The 16632-nt window shown below is 55.8% G+C and carries 14 protein-coding genes and 1 pseudogene; 6 read left to right on the plus strand and 9 right to left on the minus strand.

The window, feature by feature from the left end; genetic code table 11:
- Positions 1 to 131 precede the first annotated feature (131 nt).
- Positions 132 to 1991: an ABC transporter ATP-binding protein gene (locus tag ACOYXH_RS09920; protein ID WP_095126457.1), complete on the minus strand. Its 1860-nt coding sequence runs from the start codon at positions 1989 to 1991 to the stop codon at positions 132 to 134.
- 235 nt (positions 1992 to 2226) lie between these two features.
- Between ACOYXH_RS09920 and ACOYXH_RS09925 the strand changes: the two genes are divergently transcribed.
- Positions 2227 to 2421, plus strand: coding sequence for a hypothetical protein (locus ACOYXH_RS09925; protein WP_093433302.1), 195 nt, complete (start codon positions 2227 to 2229; stop codon positions 2419 to 2421).
- 41 nt (positions 2422 to 2462) lie between these two features.
- Entirely contained in the window at positions 2463 to 2771 is a 309-nt protein-coding gene (locus ACOYXH_RS09930) for a hypothetical protein (RefSeq protein WP_095126413.1), read from the plus strand.
- On the opposite strand, the gene ACOYXH_RS09935 is transcribed toward ACOYXH_RS09930, so the two are convergent.
- Both ACOYXH_RS09935 and tspO read right to left on the minus strand, forming a co-directional pair.
- The gene (locus ACOYXH_RS09935) at positions 2743 to 3741 is read right to left on the minus strand and encodes an alpha/beta hydrolase (RefSeq protein ID WP_460410619.1); all 999 of its coding nucleotides are present in this window, start codon (positions 3739 to 3741) and stop codon (positions 2743 to 2745) included. The two genes, ACOYXH_RS09930 and ACOYXH_RS09935, sit on opposite strands and share 29 nt — an antisense overlap.
- A complete protein-coding gene (tspO, locus tag ACOYXH_RS09940; protein ID WP_007916213.1) occupies positions 3741 to 4181 on the minus strand; it encodes a tryptophan-rich sensory protein TspO in 441 nt (146 codons plus the stop codon). Before tspO ends, ACOYXH_RS09935 begins: the two co-directional genes overlap by 1 nt.
- Before the next feature lie 142 nt (positions 4182 to 4323).
- Between tspO and ACOYXH_RS09945 the strand changes: the two genes are divergently transcribed.
- Positions 4324 to 4590 carry a hypothetical protein gene (locus tag ACOYXH_RS09945; protein WP_460064332.1) on the plus strand — a complete coding sequence of 89 codons (267 nt, stop codon included), beginning with the start codon at positions 4324 to 4326 and terminating at the stop codon, positions 4588 to 4590.
- A gap of 63 nt (positions 4591 to 4653) precedes the next feature.
- Here ACOYXH_RS09945 and ACOYXH_RS09950 read toward each other — a convergent pair whose 3' ends face one another.
- Positions 4654 to 6165, minus strand: a complete 1512-nt coding sequence (locus ACOYXH_RS09950) for an EAL domain-containing protein (RefSeq protein ID WP_245398049.1) — start codon at positions 6163 to 6165, stop codon at positions 4654 to 4656.
- A 556-nt stretch (positions 6166 to 6721) separates the two neighbouring features.
- On the opposite strand from ACOYXH_RS09950, the gene ACOYXH_RS09955 reads away from it, so the two are divergent.
- Complete coding sequence (locus tag ACOYXH_RS09955; protein WP_460410620.1) at positions 6722 to 8641, plus strand: tyrosine-protein phosphatase; 1920 nt, start codon at positions 6722 to 6724, stop codon at positions 8639 to 8641.
- Between the two features lie 525 nt (positions 8642 to 9166).
- Here the strand turns inward: ACOYXH_RS09955 and ACOYXH_RS09960 are convergent.
- Entirely contained in the window at positions 9167 to 10138 is a 972-nt protein-coding gene (locus tag ACOYXH_RS09960) for an AraC family transcriptional regulator (protein WP_258709762.1), read from the minus strand.
- A gap of 267 nt (positions 10139 to 10405) precedes the next feature.
- Here ACOYXH_RS09960 and ACOYXH_RS09965 point away from each other — a divergent pair, with 267 nt between their 5' ends.
- Positions 10406 to 11209 carry a 2OG-Fe(II) oxygenase gene (locus ACOYXH_RS09965; protein ID WP_258709763.1) on the plus strand — a complete coding sequence of 268 codons (804 nt, stop codon included), beginning with the start codon at positions 10406 to 10408 and terminating at the stop codon, positions 11207 to 11209.
- Between the two features lie 249 nt (positions 11210 to 11458).
- Positions 11459 to 13321, plus strand: coding sequence for an anti-phage dCTP deaminase (locus tag ACOYXH_RS09970; RefSeq protein WP_258709764.1), 1863 nt, complete (start codon positions 11459 to 11461; stop codon positions 13319 to 13321).
- 129 nt (positions 13322 to 13450) lie between these two features.
- Here the strand turns inward: ACOYXH_RS09970 and ACOYXH_RS09975 are convergent, their stop codons facing one another.
- The 4 genes and pseudogenes from ACOYXH_RS09975 to ACOYXH_RS09990 form a co-directional block, all read right to left on the minus strand.
- Entirely contained in the window at positions 13451 to 14632 is a 1182-nt protein-coding gene (locus ACOYXH_RS09975) for a hypothetical protein (protein ID WP_258709765.1), read from the minus strand.
- Between the two features lie 336 nt (positions 14633 to 14968).
- Positions 14969 to 15331, minus strand: coding sequence for a DUF6124 family protein (locus tag ACOYXH_RS09980; RefSeq protein WP_258709766.1), 363 nt, complete (start codon positions 15329 to 15331; stop codon positions 14969 to 14971).
- A 418-nt stretch (positions 15332 to 15749) separates the two neighbouring features.
- The gene (locus ACOYXH_RS09985; protein ID WP_408980841.1) at positions 15750 to 16052 is read right to left on the minus strand and encodes a FimD/PapC C-terminal domain-containing protein; all 303 of its coding nucleotides are present in this window, start codon (positions 16050 to 16052) and stop codon (positions 15750 to 15752) included.
- Positions 16029 to 16601 (minus strand): annotated as a pseudogene (locus ACOYXH_RS09990) (fimbria/pilus outer membrane usher protein); the annotation flags it as partial. The pseudogene ACOYXH_RS09990 and the gene ACOYXH_RS09985, both read right to left, overlap by 24 nt.
- Positions 16602 to 16632 lie beyond the last annotated feature (31 nt).

The following is a 16632-nucleotide window of genomic DNA, read 5'->3' on the forward strand; positions in this document are numbered from 1 at the left end:
CTGAGGCAATTGGGGCAAATGACTAATATGCAATTGACGTTTTTGTTGGCCATTGGACGTTTAGACCACTTTCCGATAATGGCCGATAGCAGTCGCTCACAAGCGACTGCTCCCCACTCAGCCCCACACCCTCAAGCCTGATCCATCGCCGTCGCCACGCCCTGATCCTCACCCAGAAACCCACCACTCTGATGCTGCCAGAGCCGCGCATAAATACCGTTTCTGCTCAGCAACTCAGTGTGCGTCCCTTGCTCGATAATCCGCCCCTCATCCATGACAATCAGTCGATCCATCGCCGCAATCGTCGACAGCCGATGGGCAATCGCGATCACGGTTTTGCCCTGCATCATTTCATCGAGGCTTTCCTGGATGGCGACTTCGACTTCCGAGTCCAGCGCACTGGTGGCTTCGTCGAGCAGCAGGATCGGCGCGTTCTTCAGCATCACTCGGGCGATGGCGATGCGTTGGCGCTGGCCGCCGGAGAGTTTGATGCCGCGCTCGCCGACCAGCGTGTCGTAGCCGCTGTGGCCTTGCTTGTCGCTCAGTTGGCTGATGAAGCCGTCGGCCTGCGCGTTCGCGGCGGCGCGGCGGATATCTTCGTCGGTGGCGTCCGGGCGGCCGTAGGCGATGTTGTCGCGAATCGAGCGGTGCAGCAGCGACGTGTCTTGGGTGACCATGCCGATGGCGCTGCGCAGACTGTCTTGCGTCACGTGCGCGATGTTTTGGCCGTCGATGCGGATTTCACCGCTGTCGACATCATAAAAGCGCAGCAGCAGATTGATCAGCGTCGATTTGCCCGCACCGGAGCGGCCGACCAGGCCGATTTTCTCGCCAGCGCGGATGCTCAGGCTCAAGTTGTCGAGGACCTGACGTTCGCCGTTGTAGTTGAAGTTCACCTTGTCGAACGTCACCGCGCCGCCCGCCGGCACCAGCACGCCGGCGTTCGGTGCGTCCTGCACTTTGGGGCCACGGGTGAGGGTGGCCATACCGTCCTGCACGGTGCCGATGTTTTCGAACAGCGACGTCATCTGCCACATGATCCAGTGCGACATGCCGTTGATGCGCAGCGCCATGGCGGTAATCGCCGCCACCGCGCCGGTGCCGACCTGACCCAGATGCCACAGCCACAGGGCATAGCCGCCGGCACCGATAATCAGCCCGACCACCAGCGTCTGATTGACGATCTCGAACTGGCTGACCAGACGCATCTGGCGGAACCCGGTGAGTTTGAAATCCTCCATCGCCGCGCGTGCGAAGTGCGCTTCACGCTTGGAGTGCGAGAACAGTTTTACCGTGGTGATGTTGGTGTAGGCGTCGGCAATGCGCCCGGTCATCGACGATCGCGCATCAGCCTGCTCCTGACCGACCTGACCCAGACGCGGCACAAAGTACACCATGGCCAACCCGAACAACGCGACCCAGATAATGAACGGCAGCATCAGTTTCAGGGCAAAGCCGCCGGCCAGGGCGATGATCGCAATGAAGTAAACGCCGATGCCCGGTGCGATTTCGATGAGGGTGAACAACACTTCGCGCACGGCCAGTGCGGTCTGCATGACCTTGGTCGTGACCCGTCCGGAGAACTCATCGGAAAAGAACGAAAGGCTTTGCCGCAGCATCAACCGATGGAAGTCCCAGCGCAGCCGCAACGGCAGATTGATCGCGAGGATCTGGTGCTGAACCATGGTGCGCAGCGCCACCAGCCCGATGCTGATAAACAGCACAATACCGATGCCCCACAGCACACGACTTTCCTGCGCGTTGACTCCACCGCCGGCCTGCCACGTCGAGAGCAGATCGACGACCTGGCCGAGAAAGGAAAACAGCCAGGCTTCGTAGATCGACACGCCGGCACTGAGCAGCGCCAGCGCGAGGATATAACCGCGTGCACCGCGCGTGCAGGCCCACAGGAACCGCATCAGGCCGACGGGCGGAGGCGGTGCTTCGTCGGGAGGAAATGGGTCGAGCCGTTGTTCAAACACGCGCAGCATTGTGGTCTCCGAAATCATCAGGGTCAGGGGATTCTGCCATTGAATCGCGGTGTTGCGGGTTTGCATGTCACCGACTTGTCCCCATCGAGTGTCGTTGCCCGGGATCACTGCGGCGGAGAACCCCACGGATTCCGGGGGCATGCCGATCAGCTAAGCTGTTTGCTCAGACGACTTGAGCAGCGCGCGATGCAGCGAACAAATCCGGTTTCATGTTGGGAGTCGATGGACAAAGGAAATGTTTAATTTCTTTTTGACGTTTTTGTTCGTGTTGATCCCCACGGCGTCGCTTTCGCTCGACAGTTACCTGCGTTACCGAGTCGCCAGAAACAAACCGGTGAGCAACGTCTGGAAGGGCTGTAATCATTTGCTTTCCATTCTGCTGCTCATGCAGTTGCTTGGCTTGGCGCTGTACTTCTTCTATATCGCCTGAGCGTGGTGATCGTCAGCCTTCCACGGAGAGGAAAAACGTACGTGATCCCGAATTATCGAATTCGCATTTACTGTTGCATCGGTGCGCTGTTTTGTCTGATTGTGACGTTGGCCTGCGCTGAACAGTTGCACAACGCCGGCACCCTTGGGCAGTTCGACGTCACGACGGGGCGGGGCGTTTCCAAAGTCCGCGAGCACTTGGTCTTCGATCAACAGCCGTGGCGCTTCGGTTTTTATCTGCTGATGACCATTGCCGTTTTCATTGCCTCGACTGGCGCGGGGCTGTGGTTGTGCTGGGGTGTTTTGCGCGGGCGGCGGGCGTTCAAGCGTTGGAGTGGGAAGTTCCGATAGGTACCGCAACGGCCTCAATGTGCGCCGAAATCCATTGCCGACTGTACGCCAGCACACCCTCGGCGATGGCCGTGGGAAAGTGGATAAAGCCATGCGGCGAGTCGGGCAACATATACATTTCGACCCGCGCCGATTGTGCCCAGCGCCTGGCGATGTCGAGGGTGTCGTCGCGTAGTGGATCGAGTTCGCCGGCAAACAGCAGCGCGGGCGGGAAACCGGCGAAGTCGCCGTACAGCGGAGAGAGCGGTGGCTGTCGGCGCTGCTCGTCAGTCAGCTCAGGCGTCAGCAAGCGTAACGCCTCGACCATGCCGGGGCCGTCCAGCACCAGCGTGTCGGCAGGCGCGCTGCGCACACTTGGCGTGCCGGTCAGGTCGTAGACGCCGTAGTACAGCAGTGCGCCGCTAATTCTTTGCAGCAGATCGGGCCATTGTTTCAGCGCCAACAGGGTCGCCGCCGCCAGATGACCGCCCGCCGATTCACCGACCACCACGACGGGCAGCCCGGCAAACTCCTCCTCGTGCAATAACCAGCGAGTGGCGTTGAGGCAATCTTCCAGCAGTCCTTCGATGGGCGTGGACACCGCCAGTCGATAATCCACCGAGACCACGGTGACCTGGCAGCTGTCGACGATGGCCGCGTTGAAGTTGTCGTCCATTTGCGCGTTGCCGATCACCCAGCCGCCACCGTGAAAATCCAGCACCACGCCTTTCGCCGGGCCCTTGGGGCGGATGATCCGCACGGGCACTTTATCGATCAGTCGGCGCTCAGCTGTCAGGCCAAATTTGCCCAACACGCCGGAGCCGCCGATCTGACTGACACGCAACAGCGCCTGAATCAAGCGTGGCGTCAGGCGGTTGCGGATCTTGAAACGCGGCAGCCAGGCCAGCTTCCTGTTGAAGGCGCGCACCTGCGCCAACTCGCGCTCGCCCTGCGGCCATGGCGTTGCACTGCCCCGATTGGCACTGCTCATCAGCGGTTCTTGATCAGGATGGAAAAATTCAACGCCGCCGCCACACACAGCCACGCCAGATAAGGAAACAGGATCAAGCCAGTGATCAGGTCCAGTTGTATCGCCAGCACCACCATCGCCGCGACCACCAGCCACAACACGGTGAGAATCACCATCGCCGCCAGCACCTGATGCGCACCGAAGAACACCGGCGTCCACAGCGTGTTCAGCGCAATCTGCGCCGCCCATAGCGCCAGCACGGTCTGGCTGCCGGGGATCAGGCTCAAACGGTAACCGGCCCAGGCCAGCAGCAGGTAGATAATCGTCCAGGCCACCGGGAACGCCCAGTTCGGCGGGGTGAAACCGGGTTTGTTCAGCCCTTCGTACCACGGCCCCGGTTTGAACATCACGCCTGTGGTTGCCGCTGCTGCGCAGGCCAGAAGAAAAATGAAGAAGGTCATCGCCAGTCCTTGGCTGAAATCAGCCGGTTGGGGGTTTAAGAAAGGGACGCCTCGGCAAGGAAAAAGTTTGCCATGAATTCCAGATTGGTCAGAGAGGCGATTCAATTTGAACTAAAAACTGACCGCCGCGTCAGGATAATTAGTGCCTCTTCCTACTGACGTGGATGACATCATGTACACCTATCACATCAAATATCTATTCAACGGCGAGCCTCGGACTTTTCTGCTTGAACTCAAGGAGCAGCAGTTGCCCGAGCATGAGGCTGCGATGCATCTGCTGGAATTGCATCTGGGCGATGCGGAAAACGGCTTGATCATGCCTACAGCGGATTCAACGCCCGAGCAGATTCTTGAACACGCCGAGCGAGTAGGGATTACGGACATTGAGGTTGTCAGCCAGACCAACTGAAGCAGGCTGACGGCAAACCCATCGCGCCGCCGAAGATGGGTTTGCCCTCGTGTTTATGCGCGCTTAAACCGGCATCGCTGCTTCCTGCGCATCGTGCTCCACTTGCGCGCACTCTCGATAGAACCGTAAAAACTCCTCCGCCGGCATCGCCTTGGCAAAAAGCCAACCCTGCCCAAACTGCACACCCTGACGGCGCAAGTAATCGCGCTGCGCTTCGGTCTCGATACCTTCAGCAACGATCTGCAAACGTAAACTCTTGGCCATTTCGATGATGTGGCCGGTCACGGTGCCGGTCGCGGCATCCTGATCGATATTGTCGACGAACGACTTGTCGATCTTCAGCACATCCAGCGGCAGTTGCTGCAAATGCTGTAGGCTGGAAAACCCGGTGCCGAAATCGTCGATGGCCGCTAAATAACCCAGCTCGCGGGCATGGTTGACCGTGGCCCGAGCGGCGTCGATCTCTACAAAACCGCGCTCTGTTGCCTCCAGCCAAATCTGATGCTGCTGCACGTTGGCCCGGTCCAGCGCGGCCTCCAGTTTCGGCAGGAAGCGGCCGCTGCTGACGTCTTTCGCCGCCAGGTTGATTGCCACGTGCAGACTGCGTTCCTTGACCAGCAGCGGACCGAGGTCGTCCATCACGTGGTCAATCACTTGATCGGTGATCGGCAGAATCAAACCGCTGTGCTCGGCCAGTGGGATAAACGCATCGGGGCAGACCCGCGTACCGTCCGGGTGCTGCCAACGCACCAGTGCCTCAGCGCCGACGCAGGCGCCGTCGTCCAAGCGAATAATCGGTTGATAGTGAACGACGAACTCGCGATTACGCACCGCCAGTTGCAATTCGGCCAGCGGCGACAGGCGTTGGCGAGTGCGGCGCACGATCAGCAACACCAGCAGGCCGGCGAGTAAACCGCCGATGGGCAGCATCAGCATTTCCCGGCGAACCAAGCCCTGCATCAACTCATGGCGTGACAGCGCGGCGATGGCGACCCAGTCGCCGCTGTGCACGAGGGTGTAGAGGTAGCCGTCGTCCAGCCCCGAGTGCGGACCCGAATGCACCCGAGCGAGAAAGTGTTCCGCGCCGGGGCGCGAGGCGCTGACCAGTTGCCCGGCAGCGGTGCCGACGGCCAGATGCAGATCCTCATCGAGCGTTACATGCAGGAACTGCTGGGGATCGACCAGCACATTGAACGCGGCGTATTGCAGCGCCATCATCGGCTTGGCCGCGACGATGCGCGACTGCACACCGAGGGATACGCGCACGCCGTCGGAGGTGATGAAGTCTTCCTGCCACGGCGTCGCATGCTGGCCGACCGTACCCCACGAACCGCAGGCGTAAATCTCTTCTTCGACGTAACCGATCGACTTCACTGACAGGGTGTTGATGGTCAGCAGTCGCATCTCGTCGATGCTCTCGGGCGTGCAGGGGGCGAGGTTCGAACCGGCGACGCTCTTCAACGCACCGGCCGCTTCGCTGAAGGTGCCATTGGCGCGGCTGGAGGCCACCGCCGCGAGGGTTTCCAGACGTTGCTGCGCAGCCACCAGATTCAACATCCAGGCGACATAACCCATCAAAAGTACCGGAAGCAAGACACACGGAAGGCCCAGGAGAATGCTCCCCCAGACAATGCGTTTTTTGTTCATTTAGCGCCACCTTGGCCACAAGGCCTGTGACGTGCGCACAGCACGGCTGTTTTCAGCCCGTTCAGAATACCGCCGCCGGGATCGGCGGATATTGTTGTAGATCAACTATTCCAATGCCGGCCTTCAATCCCTGTGGCTTGCTCCCACAGGTTTGTGGCAAACCACAGATCTCCAGTAGCCCAAAGAACCCTGTAGGAGTGAGCCTGCTCGCGATCGCGGTCTATCTGCCACATCATTGCTAAATGACCCACCGCTATCGCGAGCAGGCTCACTCCTACAAAATTTGTGTCAAATTCAGGATATCCAGCAATCCCGAGCTCCTAGAGTGTCGCCGCTCAAACTCCACCATCCGACCCGATGGACAATTCACGCACCCCACGGCCCATTCGCGCAGGCATTTTCGTGCTACGCGAATTTGTCATATTTCGTGTCAGTTCAGTGCAGATAGTAGGCAGCCCTACGCTAACCGAAATGAGGCTGCACTGTGTTTCAACGTCTTCTGTGTTCGCTGTCCGTACTGAGCCTGTCCATCGCCGCCGCCCATGCTGCCGAGTCCGTGTTGCTCGACACGCCGCGCCTGCAAGGCATGGACAATTTCCGCGATGTTGCCGGCACCACCACCGCGTATTCCACCGCACACGATGGCACGATGCGCGCTGGCGTGTTCTACCGCGCCAACGCCGTAACTCCAACGGCCTCTGACCTGGCGACCCTCAACAGCCTCGGCATCAAAGCCGTTTACGACTTGCGCACTCCCAGCGAAATCGCCGTGACCCCCGACACAATGCTGAGCGGCGCGACCTACCAGAACATCGACATCATTGGCAGCACCACCTCCGGCGCGAACATCACTAACATCTCCTTTAAAAGCGCCGCCGACGCCTTCGCCATGATGGAACAGACCAACCGCGCCTTTGTCAGTGACGCCGGCATGCGCGGCCAGTTCGGCAAGCTGTTCAATGAACTCGCCAGCGTCGACGCCGCGCAACTGTTCCACTGCACCGCCGGCAAGGACCGCACCGGCTGGACCGCCGCCGTGTTGCAGAGCATCGCCGGGGTCGACAACGCGACCATCATGGCCAATTACCTCGCCACCAACGACTACACCGCCGCCCGCGTCGCCGCCACGCTCAAAGCGCTGCCGCCGAGCATGGCCGCGATCTACGAGCCGCTGCTCGGCGTGCAGGCCAGCTACCTGCAGGCCGGCCTCGACGAAGTCACCGCGCAATACGGCAGCATGGACAACTACCTCAAACAAGGTCTCGGTCTGTCGCAGGAAACCATTTACGTCCTGCGCGGCAAACTGGTCGAATACAACAGCCTGCCGGGTCAGGCCGGGCTGATCGGCAACGCCGCCGCTGGCGCCGAACTGCTTCGCCAATTGCAGAACAGCAACCTGTCCGGCACCTACAGCGCCTACAACTACTACCTGCAATCGGCCATTGATGCCGGCACCCTCGGCGGTGTCGAATCCCAGGTCGGCGGCCAGGTTCACGCCGACGCCGCCAGCTACCTGCTGCGCCAAAACGCAATGATCGAACAAGCCGCTGCACCATTCGCCAGCGGCACTGACCTCAAGGTCGGCCAATATCGCCTCTGGACCACCGCGCTCGCCGGCTACCTCGGCACCGACGGCTCGGCCCACGCCGAGAGCAGCAACGAACACAGCCAAGGCCTGATGGTCGGCATCACCCAGCGCTTCAGCGAACAACTCAGTGCACGCGGCGGCTTCGGCTACAGCAAAGGCACGGTCGGTGGCGCGGGTGGTGAAGCCGATACCGACTTCACCTTCCTCAACATCGGCGCCCGCTACGGTTTCACCAGCCTTGAACAAGGCCTGTTCCTCGACGCCAACGCCAGCGCCGGCTACGTCGACTACGACAGCAAACGCGACCTCGGCGGCGGCCTCGGCACCGCGAAGGGCGATACCCACGGTAACCTCACCGGCGCCACCGCAGCCCTCGGCTACCGCGCCCCGCTCAACGGCATGACTTTCGAACCGAGCCTCGGTTTCCGCATCAGCCACCTCGACCTGAACGGCTTCAAAGAGAAGGGCAGCGAACTGGCGCTCGACGTCGACGACAACACCGCCACCCACCGCAGCGCTGTCGCCAACCTCAACGTCGCCTTCGCCCCGGTGGCGATGGGCGCATGGCAACTGGTGCCGGGCGTGCAAGTGGGTTACGAACGCACACTGGGCGACAACCAGGTCGACAGCCAAAGCCGCCTGCTGGGCCTCGACATCGAACAACGCGCCGCGTTTGATAATCGCGACCAGTTCAGCGGCGGCGTCAACCTCATGGCCAGCCTCGGCGCCCTCAGCCTCGGCGCAGAAGTCGGCGCCAATGGCGGTGGCGACAGCCACGGCTTCAACGGCGGCCTCAAGGCCAGCTACGCCTTCTAAAAGACACACGGGATCAAGGATGACCCCAATAAACCCCCCCCAAAAAACCAATGTGGGAGCGAGCCTGCTCGCGAAAGCGCCAGACCAGTCAACATCAACATCAACTGACCCAGCGCCTTCGCGAGCAAGCTCGCTCCCACAAATTTGATTCCATCCAATAGCAGCCAATCAAAAGCCCCTCACCCTAACCCTCTCCCGAAGGGAGAGGGGACTGACCGAGGCGTCTTGCGTCATTCATCGACCTGAAAGATCAAGGCGATTATGGATTCAAAGCAAGACTCTCAGTTCGGTGTAGATCTTCAATATCCCCGGCTCGGTCCCCTCTCCTTGGGGAGAGGGCTAGGGTGAGGGTGAGGGGAAAGCCGTTACCGCAAAATCAACTGGCCAACTCGGTCAAACGCCTCCGCGCCCACTCCTCGATCAACCGCGCCGGCGTGCCATCCCCACGCTTAGCGACCCATCGGCGCGGTGCGACGTTTAGCTAAATCTTCTCACCACACGTTACCTTGCAAACCTGTTACCCAATCACCCCCGAGCCCGAAACTCCGCTGGACTCACCCCAAAAGCCCCCTGAAAATACTGACAAAACCGCCCCACATTACTAAACCCAAACCGCAACGCCACCTCCGTCACCGACCCCGAACCCCGCCGCTTCAAAGCATCATAAGCCCGCTCCAGCCGCACCTGCCGCTGATACGCCACAATCGACATCCCGACAAACCGCCGAAATCCCTCCTGCAACGCGCGCTGACTGACATGGCTCAACCGCGCCAGATCCACACCACTGACCAACTGCTCCGGATGCGCCTGAATAAACTCCACCGCCAACTTCACATGCCGTGGCGCAACCATCGGCGCCGGCCGCTGCAACGCCTCGGAAAAATTGTGCGGCCAAGCCTCCAGCACCGCATCAACCAACATCTCGCGCAACCGCGACGGCATCAGCGTCCCGCTGTTGAGCAACAAATCAAACTCCGTCCCCGTGGCCAGATCAATCAACGCCCGAATCCCCTGAAACGCTGCGGTGTTCAGGTCCACGCTGGGTGCAAAAACGATCTTCTGCAGAATCGGTTTATCCAACAGCATCGACAACCGCTCAGTGAGTTGATGACGATTGATCGACATGCCGTGATGCGCATGATCATCAACAAAGCGCATCGTACGAATGTCGGCCTTATCAACCGCCAGGCCCACATGCGTCACACCGATGGACTCGGTCGCGTGGTTGAAGACAATCTTGCCCGCCGTAGGGATCACAAACGTGATCTCATCCTGCGGATCGGGAAACGAAACGCTGAAATCGCCGTGGTAATGCATGCGCCGGAAACTGACGCCATCGTGCCGCCCGTAAACGCCGCCGATAATGATGTTCGACGGCAGCGGCGGGGAGTCGGAATAACGGTTGCCGAAGAATCGGGAGAACAGCGCGCCGAAGTCATCGGAACGGAGATTGTCGGAGCGCAGGATGATTGGCTGGCGAACGGGAGTCGGAAACACCTTGGCGGCACCTTCGGTTGGGGGCTCTAGGACTGGGGTGTAGGGCAGGGCGCCGAGCAGATTAGCAGAGGCAATATGACGCGTTTGTGACAGTCGGAAACATGTCGTTACAGCGCCGCCCCACGTTTACGCAACGGACACTCGGCAGGCCATGGCCGACATGGCAACCTGCTCGCAACTGTACTCAGCAAAAAAACCAAGGCATCGCGCCGAGCGCCCAGCCTTGTTTACCGAGACCTGAAAGCATTCAAGTTAATTGGAGCGGCAATGCAAGCCAACACGCAAACACTCCCCATCAGCCTGACCCCGGAACTCAACTTCGACCACACCGCCGCCAGCGCTTTCGGCGAATCGCTGGCCAGCGAATACACCCAGGCCACGCCATTCCCGCACATCGTCATCGATAACTTCCTGCAAGCAGACGTCATCGCCAGCATCCGCGAACACTTCCCGGTCGAACCGACCCACAACGAACAAACCTACGAGCGCGGCTACAAAGGCCAACTCAAACGCCAGATCAGCCCCAACGCCTGCAGCCCTTACCTGAAGAACGTCTTCAACACCTTCAACTCCGCACCCATGCTGGAATTCCTCGAAAAACTCACCGGCATACAAGGCCTGATTCCTGACCCTTACTTCGCGGGCGGCGGCCTGCACGAAACCAAAACCGGCGGCTTCCTCGGCGTGCACTCTGATTTTCGGCTGAACAAAAAGCTCAACGTTGAGCGACGGTTGAACGTGATTATTTACCTGACCGAGGATTGGCAAGAGGCGTACGGCGGCAACCTGGAGCTTTGGGATGTGGGGATGAAGAAGTGCCTGAAGAAGGTGCTGCCGATTTATAACCGGTGTGTGATTTTCAATACGGATAAGGACAGTAATCACGGGCATCCGGAGCCGTTGACTACGCCGGAGCACATCACTCGGCGGTCGATTGCGCTTTATTACTACACGGCGAGTGGGGTGGGCGGGGAGCCGGGGCAGAGGAATAAAACGCACTATAAGCCGCGGCCGAAGGATCGGTGGAGTTTGGGGTATTACTTGAATAAATTGTTTAAGAAGAAGGGGTGAAGGCTCATACACATTCTGTGTTCTTGCTGATTTTATGCGCACGGATTTGTGCAGGAAATTGGGGGCGGCAGCCATTGTCAAGATGGCGGTCGGCGCCGGCTTCCTGAGCTACACATTACCTTCCGTTCCCCGCGACGTATTGATTACGCTGTTCCCCTAAATCACCGTCGTCTTCCGGGTGCCCCAGGCTCGAGCACATTCTTATCCAGAACCGGTTTACCAAAAAACCGAAAACCGCTAAGTCAACCGATGCCAATTCTCCCAAATTCTGAGAAAAAAGCTCATAAATTGGTGTATTTTGCTGGCAGTTGGCTATTATTTAGAGTTCAATCGAGTTGTGAGTACTTAAAAATAAAAATGGAGGCGGATATGGTAAATCACAACAGGGAAATGGTTTCTTCTTTGTTTAGGGAGCGTAGTAAATTTGTTGTAATTGGACTGACTGGTCGAACTGGCTCCGGTTGTACCACCGCAGCAAATATTTTAGAGAGTTCCAATCCAAGTTTTCCCCGTGTAGAGGCTGTCCAATATAAAGGAAAGCCTTTTTTTGAGCGGCTAAATGGCCGGCGATACGAAATACTTAAGAATTACGCGGATCGCAATATTGTACAGTTTTATTCGATTAAAGTAAGTGATCTTATATCTGCGTACCTTTTATCAATGGAGGAGGAAGAGCTGATTTCTTTTATTATCGGCACTCAAGAAGTTCCCATTGATAATTCTAAGTTGCTTGAGGTTTTAGGTAGTGGTTCTTACGGTAAAAATAAGATAAAAACTAAGTTTGCTCCGATAATGAATAAGTTGTTGGATCACGATGAAAAGTTTGTGCTTTTGGATAAGGAGAAAGAAAAGTTTATTTCGTTTTTGCGGTTGATGCGCAAATTTACAAATGATTTCAAGAGTGATTTGAGAAAGATTGATAATGCTCTCTATGTTTCGATATATCAATCGGCTGGAAACTCGATAAGAAAAATCGGATGTATTCATAAGGATTACAAGTCGGTTGATTTTATGCCTACAAGCGTTTTTCATCTGCCCGAAACGATAAATCGAGTCGTGAAAGGAATCAGGAGCATAAAGGATAAGGCGCTGATAGTTGTTGATGCCATTCGTAATCCATATGAGGCAAGGTTCTTTAAGGATCGTTATTCAGCGTTTTATCTCGTATCTATCAATGCACCTAATGATGATCGTGCAGCATATCTTCATAATGTTCATAAATTTACGGCTGATAAGCTGCGTGAGATAGATGAGCATGAGTCGGGCAAAACGAAAGTTACTCATGCGGATTTTATTAGTCAGAACGTTAAGCAGTGTATAGAAATGTCGGATATTCACTTATTTAATCCAAGGGGTGAGCTCGATAATAGTAATGTTTTAAAGGCTCAGTTGGCGTGGTATGTCGCGTTGATGCTTCATCCGGGGCTTGTCTCACCAACTTCGATGGAAAGGGTAATGCAAATTGCATACTCGGCAAAAAGTAACTCGGGATGCGTCTCTAGACAGGTTGGTGCTGTTGTCACTGATGCAGACTTCTCTATCAAGGCTGTAGGGTGGAATGACGTAGCTAAGGGACAGGTTCCATGTTCATTACGTTCGCTTAAAGGGTTGATTAATGACTTTGACCCAGTTGCCTATAGTAGATATGAACGGACAAACGCCGAATTTAGAATGAGTGCGAGCAAGAAATTAATAAAGTTAGCCGACGTGATGGAGTTTAGTGGTCAGAACTTATCCTACTGTTTCAAAGATATTCGTAACGGGTTGGAAAGTAGCGAGCGTACGCGCGGCAACCAAGTTCATACCAGATCTCTCCATGCGGAAGAAAACGCATTTTTACAGATTGTTAAGTATGGTGGCGCGGCAATTGAAGGTGGGAAACTTTTTACTACTGCTAGTCCCTGTGAGCTTTGTGCTAAAAAGGCTTATCAGTTAGGCTTGAAGGAGATAGTTTTCATTGATCCTTACCCTGGTATCGCAAATGACCATATTCTAGAGGTCGGAGAGAATCCACCCGATCTTTTGCAGTTTTATGGGGCGGTAGGTAAGGGGTATCATCAACTGTATGACTCTGTACTGCCATATAAGGATGAAGTTGCATATATGGAGTAGATCCATGCGGGCCAAGCCACCATTAATCCAAAGTGGTTTGGCTCTCAGGAAGATAACGTTTATTTAGATTTTTAATAAAGACCTAATGTTGGTTCTTTAAGACTAAGATTTTTTACAATCTGTCATAATCTATATTATGGTTTTTCTCATCATCTCCGCCACTAGCTCCTCTCTTTCTAAATATTTCCCTTTGAGCTTAACTTTGCCAAAAGTATCGTCAACTACTCTCTTTTTATCTTTGTGTATATGGACGTGTATGCCGAATTCCTGTGGTCGATGCGCTGTCCACAATATCGCGGGCGTAGAAGCCCAAACTGTGTATGTACAGCCTGTGTAATCGTCTAAGTCTAATTCTTTATCTGGGGTTACATAGTTGAGTGTGTGAGCGTACTTGTCGTGAAGCGGTTTTAATGGAGTTGATGCTATCGGAACTTTGCTCCATGTACTGTCTCGTCCGCAATTTCCACAAAAATGTTTTTTGTGAGGCACTCGAGCGTACTCGGCCAGATCTAAGTGGGGATAACCACATGAAGAGCAATTTACACATCCCATCGCGATATTATTTTCTAGGCAATAAACGAAATCGAATGCTGCTGGCGGGGTGATTTGAACGTGAGTAATATCTTCATTGCGAAATAGCCCAGTTTCTTGGCTATAGCGCATAGAAACGGCCTGAAAGTCACGGTCAACCAATTTTTTACCATTTTCTGCCTTTCTAACATGCACGTGGATGTTGGGAGCTCTATTTTCAATAAATTCTGTGGAAATGGCTGCTGGCATTGAGCACCACACACCAACCTCGGCGTTCTCATCTACCTCGATTGCGTACGGATTAACAACATAGTTCATTGGTTGGTTTTGATTCGCACATCGCATTTCTTTCGATTGCTCATACACCAATAAATCAGCTTTATTGCCCCAGTGAGTTTGATGCGTAGTACACCACCATCTAAGGGCGCCATTTCTAAATTTTCCTGCGCTTATGAGTGCGCAAGGTAATTGGGCGTCATTTCCGGATTGAGCGGGGAAGTTTCCAAGAATTGTATCTGAGAAGACTGCAATGTTACCCAGTGTTCTACCATATGACCAACAAATAGCGGTCGATTTATCACTAAATAACTCGACAGGAGGAGTTGCTTGCTGTTCTGGACCAATTTTTTTTTCAAAAACTTTATGAGCAGGTTGACTACTATTATCCCAACGGCACTCCCATAGCTCGACGATGCCAGTCGACGTATTTACTCGCCTTTCGATAAACATTTTGCTCGCTCCCTGAATCGCCAAAAAATTTGGTTTGCGCAATAATTTCAAGCGTAGCTCACACTTGAATATTTTGGCATTGAGCGATTTTTTTTCTTCGGTCTTTTATGTATTCACTGATAAATCAAAAGGTTGGAGTAGAAGTGAAACGATTGGCGTGGTGCTTAAAATCAATTGATCTTAGAAAGGCTTGGTCTAAATGATTTGAACAAATAGGAGGGGACGATTTTCATACGCCTAAGATGGTAATACTGATCAGCAAAGATTCGGACTTCAGGTGCTTTGTTCGGGTGAGCGTTTTTGGCCACAGTGCGATGATCCCACAATATCGAACACTTTCGAGGCCTCTGTGAAGAAATTCTAAGCTCCGCCACAGAGGCATTATTTTTAATCCAATGGCACTACGTTATCCAACGCCCGATTCACCGCCAACTCCCCAAGCATCACCACTTGCGCAATGCCTTGCAGTGTCTTGCGTGCAGGTCCGTGAACCAGCCCGATCACATCCCCAAGCATCACCGAAGCCGAGCCGAGTGATTCACTGGCATTCACCAGCAATTCTTCAGTCTTGGTTTTTGGATTGGCGATAAACATGGTGTTGGTTTGATACGAGGTGGCCATGATTTCCGGAGCGGGACCGAGGTAATGGGAGAGGGCGCGGTCGACGGCTTCGTTGAATTTCTTGGCGTCGGGGGATTCGTCGCCCGAGATCGGATCGATTTCTGGCGGATTCGGCGTAATTTTGAACATAGATGAAACTCCTGGGAAACGATTAAGGAGCCATCACACTTCGCTACCAAACGAGGGGTGGCGGCCATGCACAGGTTGGTAGACCGGTCCAGGAGCCCGGCGCGTCCGAGGACGCCCTACGCATGGCCACCATAAAGCGGAGACCAAAAAAGAGATCTCTGCGAAAGGTGCGCAATGCGCCTGGGAAAGTCGGGCTACCAAACCCGATCACTGCTATTCAGTGACCGACCCACGATAGAACCCGCCCACCCGGCGCACAAGCCGGCGGATTCTGGCGTAGTCGTAGGCAACGGCGCAAGGCGTTGTAGCCTGTCGGACGTATCTCGGAACGTTTTTAAACCCGTCGTTGAAATGCCAGGCGTGTGAGGCCTGGCATTCTTAAACCGCGTCGATCATCACCGCGCATCAAGCCCCGGTTTTACTTACACACGGCATCCGCCACGCGATAACCATCCACCAGCAGTGCTTTGCTCACGTCCAGTTCGATGCGGCAGCTCTGTTCGGCTTTTTCGCCCCATTTCATTTGGTAGACCTTGCCTTCACCCACCGACAGCAACACTTGACCGGCCTGGCCGACGACGCCAGCGCTGGCGCCTTTTTCGTTGGTGATGGGGGTGCCGAACGGCGGTTGTTTGCCGTCCTTGAGGCGCACGTTGAGCAGGGCTTTTTCCGAGCGGCTGGCGGCGAAGCTGGCTTTGACCACGGCGCCGCGACGGGGCACGACGTTGGTCACGCCTTCTTCGATGTCGATGTTGTTGTCCAGCTCGCCGGTGTCGAGGGCCACGCGGTTTTTGCGGTACGGCGTGACGTACGGCACGAGGGCGTAACCCTTGGCGTTGGTGAGGTTGCCGTCGCGCCCGCTCAGGCCGGCGCGCTGGTCGAGGCTGCCGTCGTTGTTACGCGTGACGGTGTAGGTGCCGGTGCTGCGCGTCTGGCCGATGGGCATCGACACGCTGAACACCACTTGATTGTTCTGGCCGAAGTTGTCGGTCAGGGTCTTGCTCGCGTAAACGCCGTAGGTCACGCCTTTGTACTGAGTGTTGAAGCCCAATTGCATCTGTTTGTCTTCGCGCGAGGTGCCCCAATAGTTCTGCTTGCTCATGTTCAGGTAGAACGAGCCGTAGCTGTCGAGCGCCTGGTTGATGCTGGCTTCGACTTTGCTGCGCTTGGAGAAGGTGTTGAATTCGTTCGGCTCTTGCAGACGCACCGCTTCATCAAAGTCGCGATAGCCTTCGGTGGAATAGCGATACCCGGCGAAGCGTACCGAGGTGCCGGTCTCGGAGGCCTTGCCGTGTCGCCCA

The sequence above is a fragment of the Pseudomonas sp. Mb7 genome, from assembly GCF_054790525.1.